The 19,248-nt window shown below is 40.3% G+C and carries 20 protein-coding genes; 7 read left to right on the forward strand and 13 right to left on the reverse strand.

The features are described from left to right. Positions 1-3 precede the first annotated feature (3 nt). From ftsY to pckA, 7 genes are all read right to left on the reverse strand, one after another. The gene (gene ftsY, locus K1X56_03630; protein MBX7093789.1) at positions 4-960 is read right to left on the reverse strand and encodes a signal recognition particle-docking protein FtsY; all 957 of its coding nucleotides are present in this window, start codon (positions 958-960) and stop codon (positions 4-6) included. A gap of 68 nt (positions 961-1,028) precedes the next feature. After that, complete coding sequence (locus tag K1X56_03635) at positions 1,029-1,181, reverse strand: DUF4295 domain-containing protein (GenBank protein MBX7093790.1); 153 nt, start codon at positions 1,179-1,181, stop codon at positions 1,029-1,031. Between the two features lie 7 nt (positions 1,182-1,188). Further along, positions 1,189-1,371 carry a 50S ribosomal protein L33 gene (rpmG, locus tag K1X56_03640; protein MBX7093791.1) on the reverse strand — a complete coding sequence of 61 codons (183 nt, stop codon included), beginning with the start codon at positions 1,369-1,371 and terminating at the stop codon, positions 1,189-1,191. Positions 1,372-1,439: 68 nt separating this feature from the next. Then, a complete protein-coding gene (locus K1X56_03645) occupies positions 1,440-2,885 on the reverse strand; it encodes an aminopeptidase P family protein (GenBank protein ID MBX7093792.1) in 1,446 nt (481 codons plus the stop codon). A 66-nt stretch (positions 2,886-2,951) separates the two neighbouring features. Next, positions 2,952-3,188, reverse strand: coding sequence for a 50S ribosomal protein L28 (gene rpmB / locus K1X56_03650; GenBank protein MBX7093793.1), 237 nt, complete (start codon positions 3,186-3,188; stop codon positions 2,952-2,954). A 59-nt stretch (positions 3,189-3,247) separates the two neighbouring features. After that, the gene (locus K1X56_03655; protein ID MBX7093794.1) at positions 3,248-6,838 is read right to left on the reverse strand and encodes a T9SS type A sorting domain-containing protein; all 3,591 of its coding nucleotides are present in this window, start codon (positions 6,836-6,838) and stop codon (positions 3,248-3,250) included. Positions 6,839-6,968: 130 nt separating this feature from the next. Further along, the gene (gene pckA, locus K1X56_03660; protein ID MBX7093795.1) at positions 6,969-8,582 is read right to left on the reverse strand and encodes a phosphoenolpyruvate carboxykinase (ATP); all 1,614 of its coding nucleotides are present in this window, start codon (positions 8,580-8,582) and stop codon (positions 6,969-6,971) included. Positions 8,583-8,844: 262 nt separating this feature from the next. Here pckA and K1X56_03665 point away from each other — a divergent pair, with 262 nt between their 5' ends. Continuing rightward, positions 8,845-9,033: a hypothetical protein gene (locus tag K1X56_03665; protein ID MBX7093796.1), complete on the forward strand. Its 189-nt coding sequence runs from the start codon at positions 8,845-8,847 to the stop codon at positions 9,031-9,033. Here K1X56_03665 and K1X56_03670 read toward each other — a convergent pair whose 3' ends face one another. The 4 genes from K1X56_03670 to K1X56_03685 form a co-directional block, all read right to left on the reverse strand. Continuing rightward, positions 9,034-9,642, reverse strand: coding sequence for a C40 family peptidase (locus K1X56_03670; GenBank protein ID MBX7093797.1), 609 nt, complete (start codon positions 9,640-9,642; stop codon positions 9,034-9,036). It abuts the gene before it with no gap. Then, positions 9,642-10,130, reverse strand: coding sequence for a hypothetical protein (locus K1X56_03675; GenBank protein MBX7093798.1), 489 nt, complete (start codon positions 10,128-10,130; stop codon positions 9,642-9,644). The genes K1X56_03670 and K1X56_03675 overlap by 1 nt, the downstream gene beginning before the upstream one ends. 92 nt (positions 10,131-10,222) lie before the next feature. Further along, a complete protein-coding gene (locus K1X56_03680; GenBank protein MBX7093799.1) occupies positions 10,223-11,626 on the reverse strand; it encodes an MBL fold metallo-hydrolase in 1,404 nt (467 codons plus the stop codon). Between the two features lie 2 nt (positions 11,627-11,628). Next, positions 11,629-12,702 carry a 2Fe-2S iron-sulfur cluster binding domain-containing protein gene (locus K1X56_03685; protein MBX7093800.1) on the reverse strand — a complete coding sequence of 358 codons (1,074 nt, stop codon included), beginning with the start codon at positions 12,700-12,702 and terminating at the stop codon, positions 11,629-11,631. Between the two features lie 285 nt (positions 12,703-12,987). Here K1X56_03685 and paaA point away from each other — a divergent pair, with 285 nt between their 5' ends. The 4 genes from paaA (at position 12,988) to paaJ (ending at position 15,657) form a co-directional block, all read left to right on the forward strand. Then, positions 12,988-13,932 carry a 1,2-phenylacetyl-CoA epoxidase subunit A gene (gene paaA / locus K1X56_03690; protein MBX7093801.1) on the forward strand — a complete coding sequence of 315 codons (945 nt, stop codon included), beginning with the start codon at positions 12,988-12,990 and terminating at the stop codon, positions 13,930-13,932. Between the two features lie 11 nt (positions 13,933-13,943). Next, positions 13,944-14,240, forward strand: coding sequence for a 1,2-phenylacetyl-CoA epoxidase subunit B (gene paaB, locus K1X56_03695; protein MBX7093802.1), 297 nt, complete (start codon positions 13,944-13,946; stop codon positions 14,238-14,240). A 17-nt stretch (positions 14,241-14,257) separates the two neighbouring features. Then, on the forward strand, positions 14,258-15,016 hold the full coding sequence (gene paaC, locus K1X56_03700; GenBank protein MBX7093803.1) for a phenylacetate-CoA oxygenase subunit PaaC: 759 nt from the start codon (positions 14,258-14,260) through the stop codon (positions 15,014-15,016). A 152-nt stretch (positions 15,017-15,168) separates the two neighbouring features. Further along, the gene (gene paaJ / locus K1X56_03705; protein MBX7093804.1) at positions 15,169-15,657 is read left to right on the forward strand and encodes a phenylacetate-CoA oxygenase subunit PaaJ; all 489 of its coding nucleotides are present in this window, start codon (positions 15,169-15,171) and stop codon (positions 15,655-15,657) included. A gap of 4 nt (positions 15,658-15,661) precedes the next feature. On the opposite strand, the gene K1X56_03710 is transcribed toward paaJ, so the two are convergent. Next, a complete protein-coding gene (locus tag K1X56_03710) occupies positions 15,662-16,213 on the reverse strand; it encodes an acyl-CoA thioesterase (protein MBX7093805.1) in 552 nt (183 codons plus the stop codon). Between the two features lie 84 nt (positions 16,214-16,297). Here K1X56_03710 and K1X56_03715 point away from each other — a divergent pair, with 84 nt between their 5' ends. Next, positions 16,298-16,927 carry a DsbA family protein gene (locus K1X56_03715; GenBank protein ID MBX7093806.1) on the forward strand — a complete coding sequence of 210 codons (630 nt, stop codon included), beginning with the start codon at positions 16,298-16,300 and terminating at the stop codon, positions 16,925-16,927. Positions 16,928-16,971: 44 nt separating this feature from the next. Next, positions 16,972-17,790 carry a 4,5-DOPA dioxygenase extradiol gene (gene ygiD, locus K1X56_03720; protein MBX7093807.1) on the forward strand — a complete coding sequence of 273 codons (819 nt, stop codon included), beginning with the start codon at positions 16,972-16,974 and terminating at the stop codon, positions 17,788-17,790. Here ygiD and nhaC read toward each other — a convergent pair. Beyond that, entirely contained in the window at positions 17,787-19,247 is a 1,461-nt protein-coding gene (nhaC, locus tag K1X56_03725) for a Na+/H+ antiporter NhaC (protein MBX7093808.1), read from the reverse strand. The genes ygiD and nhaC overlap by 4 nt on opposite strands. Position 19,248: the final 1 nt, after the last annotated feature.

Consider the following 19,248-nt stretch of genomic DNA (forward strand, 5'->3'; position numbering starts at 1 on the left):
GGATTAATCCTTAAACAAAGAATCTACAAATTCATGCTTGTTGAAGGCTTGCAGATCTTCCATTTTCTCTCCCACTCCAATGAATTTTACGGGGATTTTAAACTGGTCGGAAATTCCAATTACTACTCCACCTTTAGCGGTGCCATCGAGTTTGGTTAATGCTAATGCGGTCACTTGGGTTGCATTGGTAAATTCGCGGCATTGATTGATGGCGTTCTGTCCGGTGCTGGCATCTAATACCAAAAGCACTTCGTGAGGAGCATCCGGAATTACTTTCTGCATCACCTTTTTAATCTTACCCAACTCGTTCATCAGGTTTACCTTGTTGTGTAAACGTCCTGCAGTATCAATAATGATAACATCCGCATTACTTGCAGCACCCGATTGTACCGTGTCAAAAGCAACAGCAGCCGGATCTGAGCCCATGCCCTGAGCTACAATCGGCACCCCTGCACGTTCCGACCAAACTTTAAGCTGATCTACCGCAGCAGCACGAAACGTATCTGCAGCGCCTAACAATACCGATTTACCTTGCTTTTTAAACTGCCAGGCGAGTTTACCAATGGTAGTAGTTTTCCCTACTCCATTTACGCCAACCACCATAATGACATAAGGCTTTTTCCCTTCGGGAATGGTGATTTCATTATAGTTGCCGGTGGAATTGTTTTCTTCCAGCAATGCGGCCACTTCTTCTTTTAAAATTTTATTTAATTCGGAAGTATTGATGTATTTATCACGCGCTACACGGTCTTCGATTCTGCGGATAATTTTTACGGTTGTATCTACACCAACATCTCCCGAAACCAGGATTTCTTCCAGTTCATCCAATACCTCATCATCCACCTTGCTTTTACCAACAATGGCGCGAGAAATTTTAGAAAAGAAATTCTCTTTGGTTTTTTCTAAACCTTTGTCGAGACTTTCCTTTTTCTCCTTTGAAAAAAAACTAAAAATACCCATGATTACATAAAACAAGAAAAGGCCTCCTCACAATGAAGAAGCCTTCAGTTATTTTCCATTCGCAGAAATCAATTCTTAGCGAAGAAATCTTTTACCTTTTCGTTGGGTACTACTTCTTCTTTAAAAGAATAAGCACCGGTTTTTGAAGAACGAACCATTTTAATCACTTTAGTGAGGTTCTTTCCACCTTTCTGGAGGGTTGCTACGGTCTTCTTTGCCATGGCTTAATTATTTGATCTCTTTGTGAACAGTTACTTTTTTCAATACCGGATTGTATTTTTTCAATTCAATACGATCTGGAGTATTCTTACGGTTCTTGGTGGTAACGTAACGGGATGTCCCGGCCATACCAGTAGCCTTGTGCTCTGTGCACTCAAGGATAACCTGAACTCTATTGCCTTTCTTTGCCATTGTATACGACTTAAATATTCAAACGGGCTGCAAAGATATTGAAATAATTTATTTGTACAAGAGAAATATTACTTTCCATTGATAAATTCTTCGAGTCCGCTGCTTTGTGCCATAATGCGCTCAATTTCGGCGATGGTTCGGGGAACACAAGCGCTAAGATTTTCCGGACCTTTTTGGGTAATCAGAATATCATCCTCAATCCTTACTCCAATATTCCACCACTTTGGGTCGCAAGGACTACCTTCAGGAATATAAATCCCCGGCTCTACAGTAATCACTTGGTTTTCACCGAGTGATGCATACAATCCCGGATCGTGAACATCAAGACCGAGATAATGGGAAGTGCCGTGTAAAAAATACTGTTTTACTTCACCCGGTTTTTTGATGATGCCTAGCTCAAGAAGTCCTTTCGTAATTACCTCCGTGGCGGCTTCATGCGGATCCCAAAATTTATTTCCTATTACACATTTTGCGATGCCTGCATCCTGGGCCTTTAAAACCAAATTATAAATCAAGGCTTCCTCAACGCTAAATTTACCATCCACCGGAAGGGTTCGTGTTACATCTGCAGAATAACCGTGGTATTCGGCGCCGATATCACTTACCAAAAGATCTTTGGAAGATAAAACGCGACGGTTGGTGCTGTAGTGTAAAATACAGCTGTTTTCTCCACCACCCTGAATGGAAGGAAAACCTTCGCTTTCTGCACCGGAAATAGCAAATACATATTCAACCACAGCTTCAGTTTGATATTCCTTCATACCGGGTTTTAACGCTTTCATTAATTCCCATTGCGCCTTGCAGGTAATATCGATGGCTTTACGCATCAGAATAATTTCTTCTTTCGTTTTATTTTGCCTCAATGTGGCCATGATTTCATTGAGCTTAAAACGATTCACTTTCCCTTTTAACGAATCTGTATGCTCAAAAAAGTTTTTCTTCATTGAATACAAATCACCACGGTCGTTTTTGTCGTCGCGATCGTCGTTAAACTGAGACAGTACCAGAATTTTATTGAATTGCTGGTAGGGGATCGGAAACTCGATAAATGTTCTGCTTTGAAAAACATTTTCAATGAGCATTTTAGTCGGCGCATCTTTAATGGCCAACCGTTTTCCATTCCATACTTCCATACCCGGATCGGAGTCCTGAATAAACAAAAGTTCATTGGTAACGATATTACCAAAACGCACCGGGGTTTTTGTAATCACCAATACCGAATTGGTTTCTGTTAATCCTGTTAAATAATAAAAATTAGGATCCTGATGGTATTCGTAATCGATATCGTTGGAGCGATTACGGATTGGAGCGGCAAACAAAATGGCCATGCTGCCATCCGGCATTAATTTTCTGAATTCATCCCTACGCTCCTTATGAAATTGCGCCGGTAAAAGATCGGTATCGTATAAATCCCCTTCCGACTTTACGGTGAGGTGTTGGTGACCATCATTGTTCTGTCCAATGGCAGATATAAAAATGGAAAGGAATAATCCGGTGAAAAGGGCTTTCGTCATGGAGTAAAAATAAAAAAACGTTGCTGCTTATCGCAACAACGTTTCAATTATCTACAAATATCGTGCTTAACCGATGAAACCTTTTTCGCGAGCTTCTTTCAGACAAGCGCTGATACCTTTTTTGCTGATTGTACGTAAACCGGCAGCAGAAACTTTAAGTTCAACCCAACGGTTTTCTTCTGGAATAAAGAACTTCTTCACCAAAAGATTTGGGAAAAATTTACGCTTTGTTTTACGGTTGGAGTGTGAAACATTATTTCCAACCATCATTTTCTTACCGGTAATTTGACAAACTCTAGCCATTGCTATTCATTTTTAAAGGGATGCAAATATAAGAATTATTTCAATTCACCCAAATTTTATCATTGTTTGATGAATCGTTTATTTAAAACCACCCCGCTTCTGATTACCCGCACAAAATAAACGCCTGATTCCAAAGCACTAACATCGATATCCCCCACCGGATTTGTCCAGGTAGATCTTCGGATCATTCTTCCGTTCATGTCCGTAATTTCGATGATGGCTTCCTTTTCAAAGCGATTTAAACGCACGGAGAGGATTCCATTGGTTGGATTAGGGAAAATATTCACGCTGTTTTCATCCAGGAATTCTTCCACTCCGGCACTGTTTCCTGCCACGGGTTGGGTGCGGTTGGAACGGGTTGAATTGTGGTTTTGAGCGCGCGTTGCTTCACAAACATCTGGAACAATTACCTCAATGAAATAACGCAACGAGTCGCCTTCGTTCATGGCATTTAAATCGGTATACACCGTGGTGAATTCAGGTACAGAGTCTATAGCCACCCAGTTTCCGGCATTGCTGGTATCTCTCATAATGCGGTAATAGAATGAAGGCATCGCAAATCCATCATATGGATCCCAATCAATGATAATATCATTCCCATTTACTTGTGGAGGGAACATGTAGATGGTTTGATGGTAGCCGCTTAAAGGACCTTCATTTCCGCAGGTATCAATTACGCTTACTTTATAGCGGTATTGCGTTACATTCGGATCAACCCCTGCATCGGTGTCGATATAGCTGCTCAATGAATCGTAAGCAATGCTTGCAATTTGCACATATCCTAAACCGGCAACGTCTCTGTAAACGCGGAATGAATCAATTAAATCATTAGGTGTTTTTTCCCATGTAATTACATTGTGACTCGAAGTCTCATCTACGGTAACAAGACAAATCTCCTGCGCAATCTGATCGTCGAACGTTAATTGCATTGAATTTGAAGTTCCATTTCCACAGGCATTGCTTCCTGCTACAGACATATTGTAATTGGTAGTTCCATAGGCGAAGTCAACGGTTATGGAATTCGTATTTGCACCTGATGTAATAACAGCTCCGGCAGGCAAATCCCAAACATATCCACTTGCATTAGCGATGGTAGGTACCATGTAGCTTATTCCGGTGGAGGGTGGACATTGACTCAGACTGGTTGCACCCACAATAACACCTGCTGCATCCGGAAGTGGATTTACTACAACCGGAATTGTGGTTGAATTTCCATTACCACAAGCATTTGTTGCATATACCTGAATGTTTCCGGAAATAGCGATGGTTGAATAGTCAACCGTAATTGAGTTGGTGTTGCTTCCACTTGCAATCACAGCACCGGAAGGTAAATCCCAGGTGATGGAACTCGCATTGGTAAATGCTGGAACGGAATAGGAAACGCCATTCTGACCCTGACACACTGTTGCTGATCCAGTAATAGATCCTGCATTGGAAGGTAATGGATTTACAGTAACGGATAAGTTAGATACTCCTCCATTTCCACAACTATTTTCACCATATACAGAAATGGTTCCACTACTTGCATTTTGAGCAAAGTTTACAGTGATAGCTTCCGTTCCAGTTCCGCTGTTAATCGTCGCACCTGAAGGAAGTGTCCATACATAGTTAGTAGCTGTTGAAATTGCATTGATGGAGTAATTCACCTGATTGGTTCCTGCGCAAACCGTGGTTAAACCGGAAATTGCAGAAGCATTTGATGGAATACTTTGAATGTTGATGTAGGAATTTTTCGTTTCATTGTCGGAACCGTTCGGACCAGTAACCGATAATGAAATGGTTTGCGCACCGCTACCGGTGAAGGTAACCGTTGGATTTTGCAGATTGGAAGTACTTGGAGATCCATTTGGACCAAAATTCCAGCTCCATCCCGTTGCTCCCACTGAGTTGTCGGTAAAGTTCACCATTGTTCCGGAACAAGGCGTGGTGGTGGATGCAATAAAGTCAGCATAAATTAAACACTGCGGAGCAGAAGGATTATAGGTAATGTTTACATTATCGGTAGAGGCCGGACAAACACCATTGGTGATGGTCCAGGTTAACACCACCGTTGCTCCACTTAAAATACCGGTTACATTGGTATTATTTTGCGTATCGTCGTTAAACGAAGCGCTACCTGTAGTTACGGTCCACAATCCCGTTCCCACCGTAGGTGAGTTCCCTTGCAGAACAGTGGTTCCATTGCAAATGGTTTGGTCGGCACCTGCTGATGCTACAGTTGGAGCTTTATCGAAGTTGATTGTTTTACTGCTTGAAACACCGGTTCCGCAACCATTGGTGTTTGTTCCATAAACAGTAACGGTCCCTGAAGTCTGGGTCATAGCAGAAGGGAAATTCACTGTAATTGAATTGGTATTGGCACCACTTACAATGACTGTTCCTGAAGGAAAACTCCAGGTATATGAAGTAGCATTGGCAATTGCCGGTACAGAATACACATAGTTACTTCCGTTCTTACATACCGTTGTGTTTCCGCTAATAGCTCCTGCCGCAGAAGGATAGGGATAAACATTTAAAGTAAATGTCCGGGTAATGGTATTGTTGCTCGAAAATCCATCATTAACGGTAACAGTTATTGTTGCTGAACCAAATTGATTCGCAGCAGGCGTTATAGAAAGCGTACCGGTGGAATTGGGATTAGTGTAAGAAACACTGATGTTACCAGACGGAACAAGTGTTGAATTACTACTTGTTGCTGTCACCGTTACATTCTGGTTTTCCAATGTACTTCCATCTGAAATTCCACTTAAAGAAATGTAGGATGTTCCTGCATTCATACATGTATTTACATCCGAAAGTGCATTTAAAGTAGGTTGGTAATTTAAGGTCGTGAAATCGAAATAATGGTAAGAAGTACCATAGTTGTAGGTATTCCCTACTCCACTTCCGCAAAATGCCCAGCAACGCACGCGGTAATTACTTGCCGGTGCAAGATTGGTTAATGAAAAGGATGAACCTGTTGATGTATAAACCACATAATTATCCCCACTTAACAAATCACCATTTCCCCAAATGGTGCTTCCGGAATAACCAGTTCCATCCACCGGCGCATTATAGTTTGCTCCTGTTGTTTGGTTATCACAGGTGATAAAGGTATTATAACCGGTCACCTTGGTAAAAGAGATGGTTGCAGAAGTATAACTTATTGAAGAAGCTGTTCCGGCAGAAACCAATGTGGTGGTTGGCGTACAAAGGGTGTACGCATTTTCCATATTATTTGCATTGGCTGATGTATTATAATAATAATTATTCCCAATCTGCGGGAACGTGGCCGCTACACGATTATATTCATAAGCAATTGCTGTGTATTGGGTAGATGCGGATAATCCGGTAACTGTTACGGAAGTACCTGTACCGTTATACACTACATAATTGCTGCTCCCTAAATTTGAACCGGATCCATAAGTAGCATTTGCGACATATCCCGTTAGCGAATTTCCTGATACAGGAACAACAGTAGATGAAGCTGCAGGTTTAAGCACCACCAAAACATAACTACCGTTACCTCTGGTCCATGTTAATGTTAAACTACTTTCCGTTCTGGAAGAAATAGCCATGTTATAAGCCTGTACGGTTGGGGTTTGGCCAAACGTTAAATTGGAGACAAACAAGGCAATAAGCGCCAGGGACAATTGTATACTTCTTTTCATGAAAAAAATATTTTTTCCAAATCTATCGAAAAAATCAGCCCATTTATCTATTAAAATGTTGATTTCGTGAAATATTATAAACAAAAAAAGCCTGCGGTTCAACGCAGGCTTTTTCGTGACTAAAATGGATTTAGGCGTTCACCTGTGCTTTTGGAGCTGCAGATAAAATATCGGCGCCTGTACCTTCTTCATATTGCTTAAAGTTCTTTACAAACTCGCCTGCAAGTTTATTCAAGGTAGCATCATAGGCATTCTTATCGGCCCAGGTGTTTCTTGGGTTTAAAATTTCGGTTGGAACATCCGGACAAGATTTAGGAATATTCAGGTTAAATACCGGAAGTGTTTCAAATTCTTGTCCCTCTAACGAACCATTCAGCGCCGCAGTGATCATGGCACGGGTAAAACGCAGTTTAATACGTTCGCCAACACCATAAGATCCTCCGGACCAACCGGTGTTTACTAACCATACACGCACATTATTTTCTTTCATTTTTTTACCCAACAAGGCTGCATATTTCGCAGGGTGTAAAGGTAAAAATGCTCTTCCGAAACAAGCAGAGAAAGTGGTTTGAGGTTCAGTAACTCCAACTTCTGTTCCTGCCACTTTTGCTGTGTATCCGGAAATAAAATGATACATGGCTTGTTCAGGACTCAATTGTGAAATGGGAGGCAAAACACCAAATGCATCAGCCGTTAAGAAGAAAATGTTTTTAGGATTTCCTCCGATAGAAGGTTTAACTGCATTTTCGATATGGTGAATCGGATAGCTTACGCGTGTATTTTCAGTAATGGAGCTATCGTTATAATCAACGGTAGATGTATTTTCAACAAACCCGATATTCTCAAGTAAAGCACCGAACTTAATGGCTTTCCAGATTTGCGGTTCTTTTTCTTCGGTTAAGTCGATGGTTTTTGCATAGCATCCACCTTCGAAATTGAACACCGAACCATCGCCCCAGCCATGTTCATCGTCACCAATTAATCCACGGTTTGGATCTGCAGACAAAGTCGTTTTTCCGGTTCCTGATAATCCGAAGAAAACAGCCGTATCACCATCTTTACCAATATTAGCGGAACAGTGCATGGAGAGAGTATTACGCTCTTGTGGAAGAAGGTAATTTAACACGGAGAAAATTCCTTTTTTAATCTCGCCGGTATAGCCTGTACCACCAATGATAATCATTTGGCGGGTGAAGTTAATTACGGCAAAATTATGCTGACGAGTACCATCGATGGCAGGATCCGCTAAAAATCCCGGAGCGCATACAATATGCCAATCAGCTTTAAACGTTTCCAGTTCGGAAGCTTCCGGACGAAGGAACATGTTATAGGCAAATAAATTCGACCATGGATATTCGCAAACAACACGAAGGTTCAATCGGTAATTATTATCGGCGCAAGCATATGCGTCGCGAACGTAAACATCACGATTGGCCATATAGGCTTTCATGCGATTGTAAAGAGCATCAAATTTTTCAGGTGTAAATTTGATATTGATATCGCCCCACCATACGGTGTTTTCGGTTTTGGAATCAAAAACAATAAAGCGATCTTTCGGAGACCGACCTGTAAACTCACCTGTTTCAATAGCTAGCGCACCGGTGTCGGTAAGAACACCCTGGCCATTGACTAATGTTTCTTCTACTAACTCAGCAGGAGTTAAATTCCAATACGCATTGGCCACTCTGCCTAATCCAAGCTCTTCAAGCGTTGAGTTTTTGGATCTTGTTCCGAATTCGTTCATATTGATGAAAATTGGTTAACGATTTAAGGCCACAAATTTAAACTTTTGTAACCCAACAAGACAATAGGATTACTTCAATTATCCACAATTTATCGGGTTATTAACAGGTCCGATTTTCCGTTAAAAACTTTTAAATGAGGGAAAATGATATTTATCATTCACTTTTTACCCTTGACCAGAATTTGGCTACCGTAGCCTAAACCACAAGCCACCTTTGGGCACGATTTTCGTTATAGTAATAACAACAACAAAAACTTAAACTATGAGCCGGGAAGAAAAAATCAGGTACATCCGCGAAAGCAGATTCTACAGTCTGGCCTATCGCAACCTGGAGACTTGTACCGAACGGGAATTAGACGACATGATTCGAATGATTGTCCGTGAACTCCAAAAAGAAGAAATTAGTGTAAATGAAAATCAGGTTACCAATTTTTACGTTTACCTGAATTGATTAGAGTATTCGGCCAGCACGGCCCCAGGCTTTTTGCCAATAGGATTGGGTTAGATCAGAAATCATAACCCCTTTACTGGTGCTTGCATGTACAAAGCGATTGTTTTGCAAATAAATCCCAATGTGGGAATTTTTTCCACTGATATCGAAAAACACCAAATCTGATTCTTTCAGTTCCGATTTATTGATCTCCTTGCATTGTCCGATAATTTCAGTTGCCGATCGTTTAAGCACTGTTTTAAACACATCTTTATAAACCGCATTAACAAAACCGGAACAATCCACCCCCTCCTTCGTGTTGCCTCCGTATTTATAAGGAACTCCAATCCAACCGTCGATATATGCGTATAATTCCGGAAAGACCAATGACTTTTTATCTACTCCCAACTGAACAGCATATTTCTCGAGCAGAGAAGAACTCACCGCAGTGGTTTTACCGTTGTTGGGGTTATTAACGACTTCCTCTTTAGGTCTTCGTTTTTCTTTTCTTCCCCCACCCTCTTCTACAGAAAATTCAATTTTGTTTTCATCATCCGCCGCCTTTTTCCATTCGGCACACGAAGAAAACAAAATTGAACTAATTGCAAAAAGAGTAATCGATTTACGCATTATTTGTTTCCGCTTTCAACTACTACTTTAACTTCTTTAACGTGCTTACCATTGATGATGGTGTCCGCTTCTTCCATTGATTTTGTCATGGTACTTCCACTGCATCCATCCATTATCATTCCATGATGTTTCATCCCCATTGATGATCCACACTCTCCTTTTGAAGAACAAGATCCATGAGCACCTTTCATCATTGGACAAGAACCTTCGCCATGACCTTCACCCATTTCACATGTACCATGTCCTTTACCATGATGCATTTCTTTGTGACAACCTTTTCCTTCACCACAGTGACCTTTGCAAGCCATTTTTACAATTCCGCCAACTACTGCACCAGTGATAATTAATAAACCAAATACAATGGCTGCATAAGAAATGATATGATGAAATTTACCATGTCCTTCTTTTTTAGAATAGGATAAAAACCACAGACCGGCCATGATCAGAAAAAACGACATCGCAACGGCGACGATTACAAAATGAAGCATAGAATAAAATTTAGAGTTTCTCTAAAATAATTCATTCTGTGCCTCTGAAATAACGAGAAAAGAGGAGTTGTTAACAGGTAATGGGTGAAATCTCAATAAAAAATGAAATGATCATTTTTTTCGGGAATATCAATGTTCCGATAACCAGCTTCGTGTAGCTTTTTCTTCCATTCCTTTTGCGTCTCATATTCACCATGAACCAAAAAGACGTGTTTGATTTGAGAAGCATCTTGACATGAAAGATATTTTAACATATCGTTGTAATCGCCATGCGCAGAATAGGATTCAATGATTTTAACCTTGGCTCGGACAGGGAATAATTCTCCAAAAATTTTCACTTCCGCTCTGCCGGCGCGGAGTTGTCCTCCCAAAGAATGAGGCTCAGCATAGCCCACCAATAAAATTGTGTTTTTTGCATGTGCAATGCTATGGCGGATATGGTGACGAATCCTTCCTGCCTCAGCCATTCCGGAAGCGGAAATAATTACGCAAGGTTCATTGTGTTCATTGAGCGCTTGCGAATCCTTTTTATCCGTAATGTAAATTAACTGTTCAAATCCAAATGGATCAGGATCCGTTTTGGCCGTTTCACGCACGTGTTCATTTAAACATTCAAGGTGTTTTCGGACGATGTTTGTGGCACTATATGAAAGTGGACTATCCACATAAATTTTTATTGGAGGAAGTTTACCACTTAATGATAGGTTATTTAAAGTATAAACCAGTTCTTGAGTCCTTCCCAATGAAAACGCAGGAATAATTAACCTGCCTTTATTTTGAACACAGGTTTCTAAAACAATCTCTAATAATTCCTGCGTGCTGTCTTCCGGTTTTTCATGCAAACGATTGCCATAGGTTGATTCGCACAATAAAATATCGGCCTGAGGAAATGGTTTTGGGTCATTCATTAACGGAGAACCATACCTTCCGATATCTCCGGTAAATGCAATTTTGGTTTCTTTATTTTCCTCAATTACCCTCAATAAAACGGCGGCAGAACCAAGGATGTGACCATTATCCGTAAAGGTGCAATGTACATCTGTAAATATTCTGAATTCCTGTGCAAACGGACGTTTCTCAAAGTGTTTTAAACAGGCGTCAACATCTTTTACCGAATACAAAGGCTTTAACCGGGGTAATCCTTTTGCTACACGTTTTTTATTTAGGAATACCGTATCTGCTTCTTGAATTCTGGCAGAATCCTGAAGCATGATTTCACATAAATCATAAGTGGCTTCGGTACAATAAATTTTTCCTTTAAATCCTTCATTAACCAAACGCGGAATTAAACCGGAATGGTCGATATGTGCGTGAGATAAAACTAAAGCACTAATTTCTGAAGGTTCAAATCCAAAATGCCGGTTTAATGGATCTGTTTCCTTGCCCATTCCCTGGAACATTCCACAATCCAGAAGTATTTTTTTTCCATCTTCCAGTGTTATCAGGTGTTTACTTCCCGTTACGGTTCTGGCTGCTCCAAAGAATTCTATTTTCATAATCAGGCTACATCATAATCAACCACTAAACTGGCAGAACGGGGATGTGCCTGACATGTGAGGATATATCCTTCTGCAACCTCTTTATCGGTTAATGCATAATTCATCATCATCTCCGCTTTACCTTCTCTCACTTTCGCTTTGCATGTGCAACATACAGCACCCTTGCATGAAAAAGGTGCATCCGCACCTGCGTCCATTGCTGCATCCAACAAGTTAGCTCCGTTGGCATCCAATTCAAATTCGGTTTCAATACCGTCCATGATGACTTTAACCTTTGCCACACCAGTGAAATCGGAAGCCGATGTTGTTTTCGGTTGTTCTGCCATTAAAACTGGAGTAGTAAATAATTCGAAGTGGATTTTATCTTTTGCCACACCGGCATCATTTAATGCAGCTGATGCATTCAGGATCATTTCTTCGGGACCGCAAATGAAAAATTCATTGGCAGATTTCAGGTTTTCAGTATTCAGCAATTGAGCTACCTTTTCCTTATTCAATCGTCCGTGGTAAACCGGATTTTCTGTTGCTTGTCTGCTATAAACAGAAATCAATTTGAAGCGTCCGTTAGATGATTGTTCAAGTGATTTTAATTCTGCCAGAAAAATGGTAGAATCGGAAGTCTTATTGGAATATACCAATGAAAATTTACTGTTCGGTTCTGCAACCAGCATCGATTTGATGATGGCAAAAATGGGAGTAATTCCACTTCCCGCTGCAATTCCCACATAGTGCTTGTTGTTCTCTTTTTTTAATTCAGTAAAGAAATTACCAATCGGCGCCATGGATTCAACCTTATCGCCAACTTTTAATTGTTGGTTCATGTAAGTAGAAACCTTTCCTTTTTCCACCATTTTAACTGCTACACGCAATGGTTCGTTCACCAATGGTGATGAACATAAGGAATAAGATCTGCGAAATTCTTCCCCGTTCAGGTTGAATTTTAAGGTGAGGTATTGACCCGCCACATAATTGAAATCTGATTTCAATTCTGCCGGAATTTCAAACGCAACTGAAACCGAATCAGCTGTTTCTTTTTTAATATCGCTTACAACAAGGGTGTGAAATTTGGACATGCTTCATTTTTTGTGTGTGCAAAAATAACAATATGCCTCTCTTATGGTTCAAATACTTTGTCTTTTCAGGCAAAATTTTCTATTTTTGAATACCCAAAAACCCGAAGAAGGTTTCAAATTATTGTCAAAATTTGAAATTTTCTTTCGAGAAAAAGACATTTTACAAAATTAAATTTTAAAAGTTCGGATTTTTTTTGATTTATGCAGGTTTCTGTGTCGAAACTGACTTGCATCATAATCAAAAGCGGTCCTTAATTGTTAAACTTGTGACAAGAAATTTTTCCTATGGAAAACACAAAAAATGAACAGGACTTTCAGGCAAAAATTGATGCCGAAGAAAAGATTGAACCGCGTGATTGGATGCCGGATGATTACCGTAAGCATTTGATTCGTCAGATTTCTCAGCACGCCCATTCGGAAGTAATTGGTATGCAGCCCGAAGGAAATTGGGTTAGCCGTGCTCCGAGTTTACGTGCCAAAATGATTTTGCTGGCGAAAATTCAAGATGAAGGTGGTCACGGTCTTTATCTTTATTCAGCTGCTGAAACCTTAGGGATTAGTCGCGATGAATTAATCCAGCAATTGCATTCCGGCAAAGCAAAATATTCTTCTATTTTCAATTATCAGGCATTGACCTGGGCCGACATAGGAGCTATTGGATGGTTAGTGGACGGTGCCGCAATTGTAAACCAGGTTTCCTTACAACGCACATCGTACGGACCTTATTCCAGAGCAATGGTTCGTATCTGTAAAGAGGAATCGTTCCATCAACGTCAAGGCTATGAAATCATGGCGCATTTGGCATTGGGAACGCCGGAACAAAAAGAAATGGCACAGGATGCATTAAACCGCTGGTGGTGGCCTTCCTTAATGATGTTTGGTCCACACGATAGCGATTCTCCCAATAGCGGCAATGCTTTTAAATGGAGAATTAAGCGTGAAAGTAACGATGAGCTTCGTCAGCGTTTCATTGACAAAACGGTTCAGCAAACGGAAGTTATTGGCTTAACTGTTCCGGATCCGGATTTAAAATGGAATGAAGCAAAAGGACAATATGATTTCGGAAAAATTAACTGGGAAGAATTCCAGCAAGTGATTTCCGGTAACGGTCCCTGCAACAAACAACGTCTCGAGCATCACATTCGTGTACACCATGAAGGTGCATGGGTTCGTGAAGCTGCGAATGCCTATGCCGAAAAGAAAAAGAAAAAAGAATCTGTACTCGCATAATACAACAAGACATGAGCAACAAGAATGATAATCAATGGCCACTTTGGGAAGTGTTTATCCAAAGTAAATCCGGTCTCCCCTACAAACATGCAGGAAGTTTGCATGCCACAGATAAGGAAATGGCAATTCAAAATGCGAGAGATACGTATACCCGCAGAAATGAAGGCACCAGTATTTGGGTAGTTCCTGCCGATTGTATCGTTGCATCGAATCCAAATGATCAGGATGAACTTTTCGATCCGATGAATGATAAGGTGTATCGTCACCCTACTTTCTATGTAATGCCAGAAGGAGCTAAAAATATCTGATTTAAAAAAAATCAACCATGACCCAACAAGAAGCTTTATTTCAGTATTGCCTCCGTTTAGGCGACAATGCTCTTATTCTCGGTCACCGTTTAAGCGAATGGACTAGTTTTGCTCCAATTCTCGAAGAGGATCTTGCCTTGAGTAATATTGCATTGGATTTGCTTGGCCAGGCGAACGGTTTTCTTGCTTATGCAGGAACTGTAGAAGGCAAAGGTCGCGATCAGGATGCTTTGGCGTATAAACGTGCCGAACGCAATTTTGTAAATGCACTTATTACCGAATTACCGAATGGTGATTTTGGATATACGATTGTTCGTCAGTTCTTATATTCTAATTTCTCTTTATTGTTGTATACTGAATTGTGCAATAGTAAAGATGAAACCATTGCTGCTCTTGCTGCCAAATCATTAAAAGAGGTAAAATACCATGTTCGTCACTCGAACGACTGGATGCTTCGTTTAGGAGACGGTACCACTGAAAGTCACAACCGTGTGCAAAAATCGTTGAACGACATCTGGATGTTTACCAATGATATGTTTGCAATGGACGAATCGGATGAAATGCTGATTAAAAGTGGAATTGCTGTTGACCTGAATGCACTTCGTACCAAATGGATAGATGCAGTTACAAAGGTCATTGCAGATGCCACACTCGAAAAACCTGCAGATGCGTATATGCAATCGGGAAGTAAAAAAGGTGTACATACCGAATATCTCGGTTTTGCACTCGCAGAAATGCAATACTTGCCTCGTGCATATCCGGATGCAAAATGGTAAAATACAGACCCGGTAATTCCGGGTCTTCTTTTTTAAATCATGAATAAACTGAAGGATTTTTACAATAAATACTTCCCCTATTTTGTGGATGTTTGGCAATACATTGCTATCGTTCTCATTTTTATTCTTGCTGCACTTTTTATTCTGTAATCATGTTCAATGCTGATGAAATAAAATCCTGGCTGGAAGAACTTCCGGACCCGGAAATTCCGGTGATTTCCATTGTGGAGTTGGGAATTATCCGTTCTATCGATGTGAGTGATTCAAGCGTACTTGTTTCAATAACGCCAACTTATTCGGGTTGTCCGGCCATGAAGCAAATTGAAGACGATATTGTTTCTACTTTAAAGCAACGCGGAATTCCGAATGTAGAAGTTAAAATGGTTTATTCGCCGGCATGGACCACCGACTGGATTTCTGATGCAGCCAAGGAAAAATTAAATAAATACGGTATTGCTCCTCCGGAACACAGCAGTATAGACAAGCGCGTTTTAATGGGGCTTGAAGAACGCGTGGTAAAATGTCCGCAATGCCATTCTTCCAATACAGAAATGATCAGTCAATTTGGTTCTACCGCATGTAAAGCGTTATACCGGTGCAAGGACTGTGCAGAGCCTTTTGATTATTTTAAATGTCTGTAAATCCCTAAAGGACTACGTTCAATTTGCAATTTTCCTGTTCAAGCAAATGCAGGTTTGCTTCGATTTCAAGATCCGTTTTGGTATTATCCAGCTCCACCTTATAGCGTGCTTTTAATTCTTTTCGTTTCATAGCCTCCATAAAGCGACGAACTTCTTCTCTGCTCGATAACTCCAATCCCGGCACTGCGGTTGGAACCCCTTTTTCATCTTTTGCCACCATGGTGAAATAACTGGTATTGGTGTGCTTTACGGTTCCTTTCTGGAAATTTTCGGCAATTACTTTTATGCCAATGACCATGGAAGATTTTCCAACATGATTAACGGATGCCAGTAAGGAAACCATTTCCCCTACTTCGACCGGTTGCAAAAATTCAACTCCGTCTACCGATACCGTTACACAATATTTTCCGCTGTGTTTGGAAGCGCAGGCATAAGCCACCTTATCCATTAACGATAACAAAATTCCACCGTGAATTTTCCCTGAAAAATTCGCATAAGCAGGAATCATTAATTCGGTAATTGTCATTTTGGAATAATCCACATTCCTAAATTTCATACATTGTTTTTTTGCAAATTAATCTTTTTTAATCTTTAAATTGTTGTATATACATCTATTTTGTATCTTTGAATAAACTACGCTATGAACAAGCCCGAAATATATTATTTGTTTGATCCCCTTTGTGGCTGGTGTTATGCCTTTAGTCCCGTTATAAATCGCCTGTATAATGATTACAATTCAACCGCCGATTTTAAAGTAATTTCTGGCGGAATGGTTTTAGGGGAAATGGTTCGTCCCATCGGAAAAATTTCGGAATACATTTTAAATACCATTCCACGTTTGGAGGAGTTGTCGGGACAAAAAATGGGTGATCCCTATAAACAAATGCTGAAAGAAGGAACTGCAGTTTACGGATCTGAGCGTCCCTCTATTGCTATTGAAGTGGTAAAATATTTAAATCCTGAAATCAGCTTTTCATTTGTAAAAGATATGCAACATCAGCATTTTTATGAAGGCAAAATAATGGAGCACGATGATTTTTATCTTCCGCTGCTCGCTAAATATCAATTGCCCGAAAAAGCATTTTTTGATCGCTTAAATTCATTTGAATTTAAAACCAGTACCTATGACGGATTTCGGTTTTCGAACGAATTAGGTATTCGCGGTTTTCCTTCTGTAGTTGGGAAAAAGAATGATCAGTATTATTTACTGAGTAATGGATTCAGGGATTATGATTCAATGAAAAATAATGTTGATCTGTTTTTACAATGAAACGTCGCGATTTTATTTATAAATCTTCACTTGCAGTTATAGCCATGAGCAGTTTAAAATCACTCGGTGATTGGGCCAGTACCCTACCCGATGCAGAACAAATGAGTCCGGTGATGTTTGTTGGACATGGAAATCCGATGAATGCAATTGAAGAAAATGAGTTTTCGAATGGTTTTAAACAAGTGGGAAAATTGATGCCTCTTCCTAAAGCCATTGTTTGTGTTTCTGCACACTGGGAAACCATTGGAACGAAAGTCACGGCGATGCCCAATCCTCCAACCATTCACGATTTCGGAGGGTTTCCTGAAAAGTTATTTCAACAGCAATACCCTGCTCCCGGAAATCCGGAATTAGCGAAAGAGATTTGCAACACCATAAAAAATCCGTCGATTGGAGAGGATCTGCATTGGGGATTAGATCATGGCACCTGGTCGGTTTTGCTTCCCATGTTTCCTAAAGCAAATATTCCGGTTATACAGTTGAGTCTCGATTATACCAAGGATGCCCAATACCATTTTGATCTGGCGAAACAATTGGCCTTTTTGCGTAAAAAGGGAGTGATGATTATTGGATCAGGTAATATTGTACACAATCTGGGAAATGCAGTTTTTAAGGATGTCGCTTATGACTGGACCATAGAGTTTGATTCGAAAATAAAAGAAGCGATTGATAAAAACGATAATGCTTCACTGGTGAATTATAAAAAATTCGGAAAGGCCGCTACACTTGCTGTACCCAGTAATGAACATTATTTACCTCTGCTTTATATCGCTGCCTTGCGCAATGAAAAAGATAAGCTCACTTATTTCAATGAAAAAAACACAATGGGATCCATCAGTATGCGATCCGTGATTTTTCATTAATACACTTTTTCATCCTTCTCAAAGCGGGCAATCCGAAAGTTCAGGTAACCTACCACAACGGTCATTATCGGACTTAACAGATTAAAGAAACAATACATCCAATACGTTCCCGTAGCCACATTCAGAACTGTAGCTTGTGTTGCTCCGCAGGTATTCCACGGAAATAAAACGGATGTTACGGTACCGGAATCTTCCAGTGTGCGTGATAAATTTTCACCTTTTAAACCGCGATCGCGGAAAGTTTTTGCATACATTCTTCCGGGAACAACGATGGCCAGATATTGATCGGCAGCAGTTGCATTAAAAAACACACAGGTTGCAGCTGTGGAGGCAATTAATGATCCGGTTGATTTTGCCAGGGAAACCACTGCAGATGAAATTTTTTGCAATAATCCGCATGCCTCCATTACTCCACCGAATGTCATGGCACAAACGATCAACCAAATGGTATTCATCATTCCTTCCATTCCGCGTGTAGTAAGCAATTTGCTCACATTTTCATTCGAGGTGCTTACACTTACCTCACCGTACATGGCATTGATTACGGCCTTATAAGAAGCATCCAGATAATTGCTTGCTTTACCGGCCACTTCAGTCACTAATTGCGGTTGAAAAATAATCGCTGCTATTCCTCCCAATAGGGCACCGATAAACAATGCAGGAATGGCATCTACTTTTTTAATAATTAAAAAGATAACCACCACAGGAACGAGAAACAAAACGGGTGAGATATAAAATTTAGATTCAATCGCAATCAGCATCCCATCTATTCCACCACTACTTGGTTTGGCATCGATGGAAAAACCGAGGATTAAAAAAATAATTATGGTAATAATTAAAGTGGGAACCGTTGTAATCATCATATACCTGATATGCGTAAACAAATCTGTACCCGCCATTGCAGGTGCAAGGTTGGTGGTGTCGGATAAAGGCGACATTTTATCCCCAAAATAAGCACCACTGATTATAGCTCCCGCTATCATTCCTTCGTTTATTCCTAATGCACTTCCTATTCCTAATAATGCGACACCCACGGTGGCTACGGTTGACCATGAACTTCCTGTAGAAAGGGATACAATTGAACAAACAATTACAGCTGCAACAAGGAAGATGGTTGGATTTAAAATTTTCAGCCCATAATATATCATTGTTGGAACAATGCCGGATATCATCCATGTTCCGGCTAATGCACCAATCATTAATAAAATTAAAATAGCAGGCAAGGAACTCACTATACTGTGAACAATTCCATCTCTAATATTTTCCCATGTAAAACCTAAACCCCATCCCACAACCGCTGCAATTCCTGCAGAGAACAAAAGAGCAATTTGATTCGGACCGTAGGTGGCTCCATCTCCATAAAACATGACGTTTACCGACAATAATCCGATAAGAAATAAAATAGGAATCAATGCAACGAAAAATCCCGGTTCCTTGGTATTGTTATTTTTTGTCATT

This window comes from Flavobacteriales bacterium, assembly GCA_019694795.1.
Taxonomy (GTDB): domain Bacteria; phylum Bacteroidota; class Bacteroidia; order Flavobacteriales_D; family UBA2798; genus UBA2798.

What these genes read in the sequence shown, in the direction of transcription:
- ftsY (MBX7093789.1), bottom strand. Translation starts at nt 960, where the DNA reads ATGGGTATTTTTAGTTTTTTTTCAAAGGAGAAAAAGGAAAGTCTCGAC.
- K1X56_03635 (MBX7093790.1), bottom strand. Translation starts at nt 1,181, where the DNA reads ATGGCAAAGAAGACCGTAGCAACCCTCCAGAAAGGTGGAAAGAACCTC.
- rpmG (MBX7093791.1), bottom strand. Translation starts at nt 1,371, where the DNA reads ATGGCAAAGAAAGGCAATAGAGTTCAGGTTATCCTTGAGTGCACAGAG.
- K1X56_03645 (MBX7093792.1), bottom strand. Translation starts at nt 2,885, where the DNA reads ATGACGAAAGCCCTTTTCACCGGATTATTCCTTTCCATTTTTATATCT.
- rpmB (MBX7093793.1), bottom strand. Translation starts at nt 3,188, where the DNA reads ATGGCTAGAGTTTGTCAAATTACCGGTAAGAAAATGATGGTTGGAAAT.
- K1X56_03655 (MBX7093794.1), bottom strand. Translation starts at nt 6,838, where the DNA reads ATGAAAAGAAGTATACAATTGTCCCTGGCGCTTATTGCCTTGTTTGTC.
- pckA (MBX7093795.1), bottom strand. Translation starts at nt 8,582, where the DNA reads ATGAACGAATTCGGAACAAGATCCAAAAACTCAACGCTTGAAGAGCTT.
- K1X56_03665 (MBX7093796.1), top strand. Translation starts at nt 8,845, where the DNA reads ATGAGCCGGGAAGAAAAAATCAGGTACATCCGCGAAAGCAGATTCTAC.
- K1X56_03670 (MBX7093797.1), bottom strand. Translation starts at nt 9,642, where the DNA reads ATGCGTAAATCGATTACTCTTTTTGCAATTAGTTCAATTTTGTTTTCT.
- K1X56_03675 (MBX7093798.1), bottom strand. Translation starts at nt 10,130, where the DNA reads ATGCTTCATTTTGTAATCGTCGCCGTTGCGATGTCGTTTTTTCTGATC.
- K1X56_03680 (MBX7093799.1), bottom strand. Translation starts at nt 11,626, where the DNA reads ATGAAAATAGAATTCTTTGGAGCAGCCAGAACCGTAACGGGAAGTAAA.
- K1X56_03685 (MBX7093800.1), bottom strand. Translation starts at nt 12,702, where the DNA reads ATGTCCAAATTTCACACCCTTGTTGTAAGCGATATTAAAAAAGAAACA.
- paaA (MBX7093801.1), top strand. Translation starts at nt 12,988, where the DNA reads ATGGAAAACACAAAAAATGAACAGGACTTTCAGGCAAAAATTGATGCC.
- paaB (MBX7093802.1), top strand. Translation starts at nt 13,944, where the DNA reads ATGAGCAACAAGAATGATAATCAATGGCCACTTTGGGAAGTGTTTATC.
- paaC (MBX7093803.1), top strand. Translation starts at nt 14,258, where the DNA reads ATGACCCAACAAGAAGCTTTATTTCAGTATTGCCTCCGTTTAGGCGAC.
- paaJ (MBX7093804.1), top strand. Translation starts at nt 15,169, where the DNA reads ATGTTCAATGCTGATGAAATAAAATCCTGGCTGGAAGAACTTCCGGAC.
- K1X56_03710 (MBX7093805.1), bottom strand. Translation starts at nt 16,213, where the DNA reads ATGAAATTTAGGAATGTGGATTATTCCAAAATGACAATTACCGAATTA.
- K1X56_03715 (MBX7093806.1), top strand. Translation starts at nt 16,298, where the DNA reads ATGAACAAGCCCGAAATATATTATTTGTTTGATCCCCTTTGTGGCTGG.
- ygiD (MBX7093807.1), top strand. Translation starts at nt 16,972, where the DNA reads ATGAGCAGTTTAAAATCACTCGGTGATTGGGCCAGTACCCTACCCGAT.
- nhaC (MBX7093808.1), bottom strand. Translation starts at nt 19,247, where the DNA reads ATGACAAAAAATAACAATACCAAGGAACCGGGATTTTTCGTTGCATTG.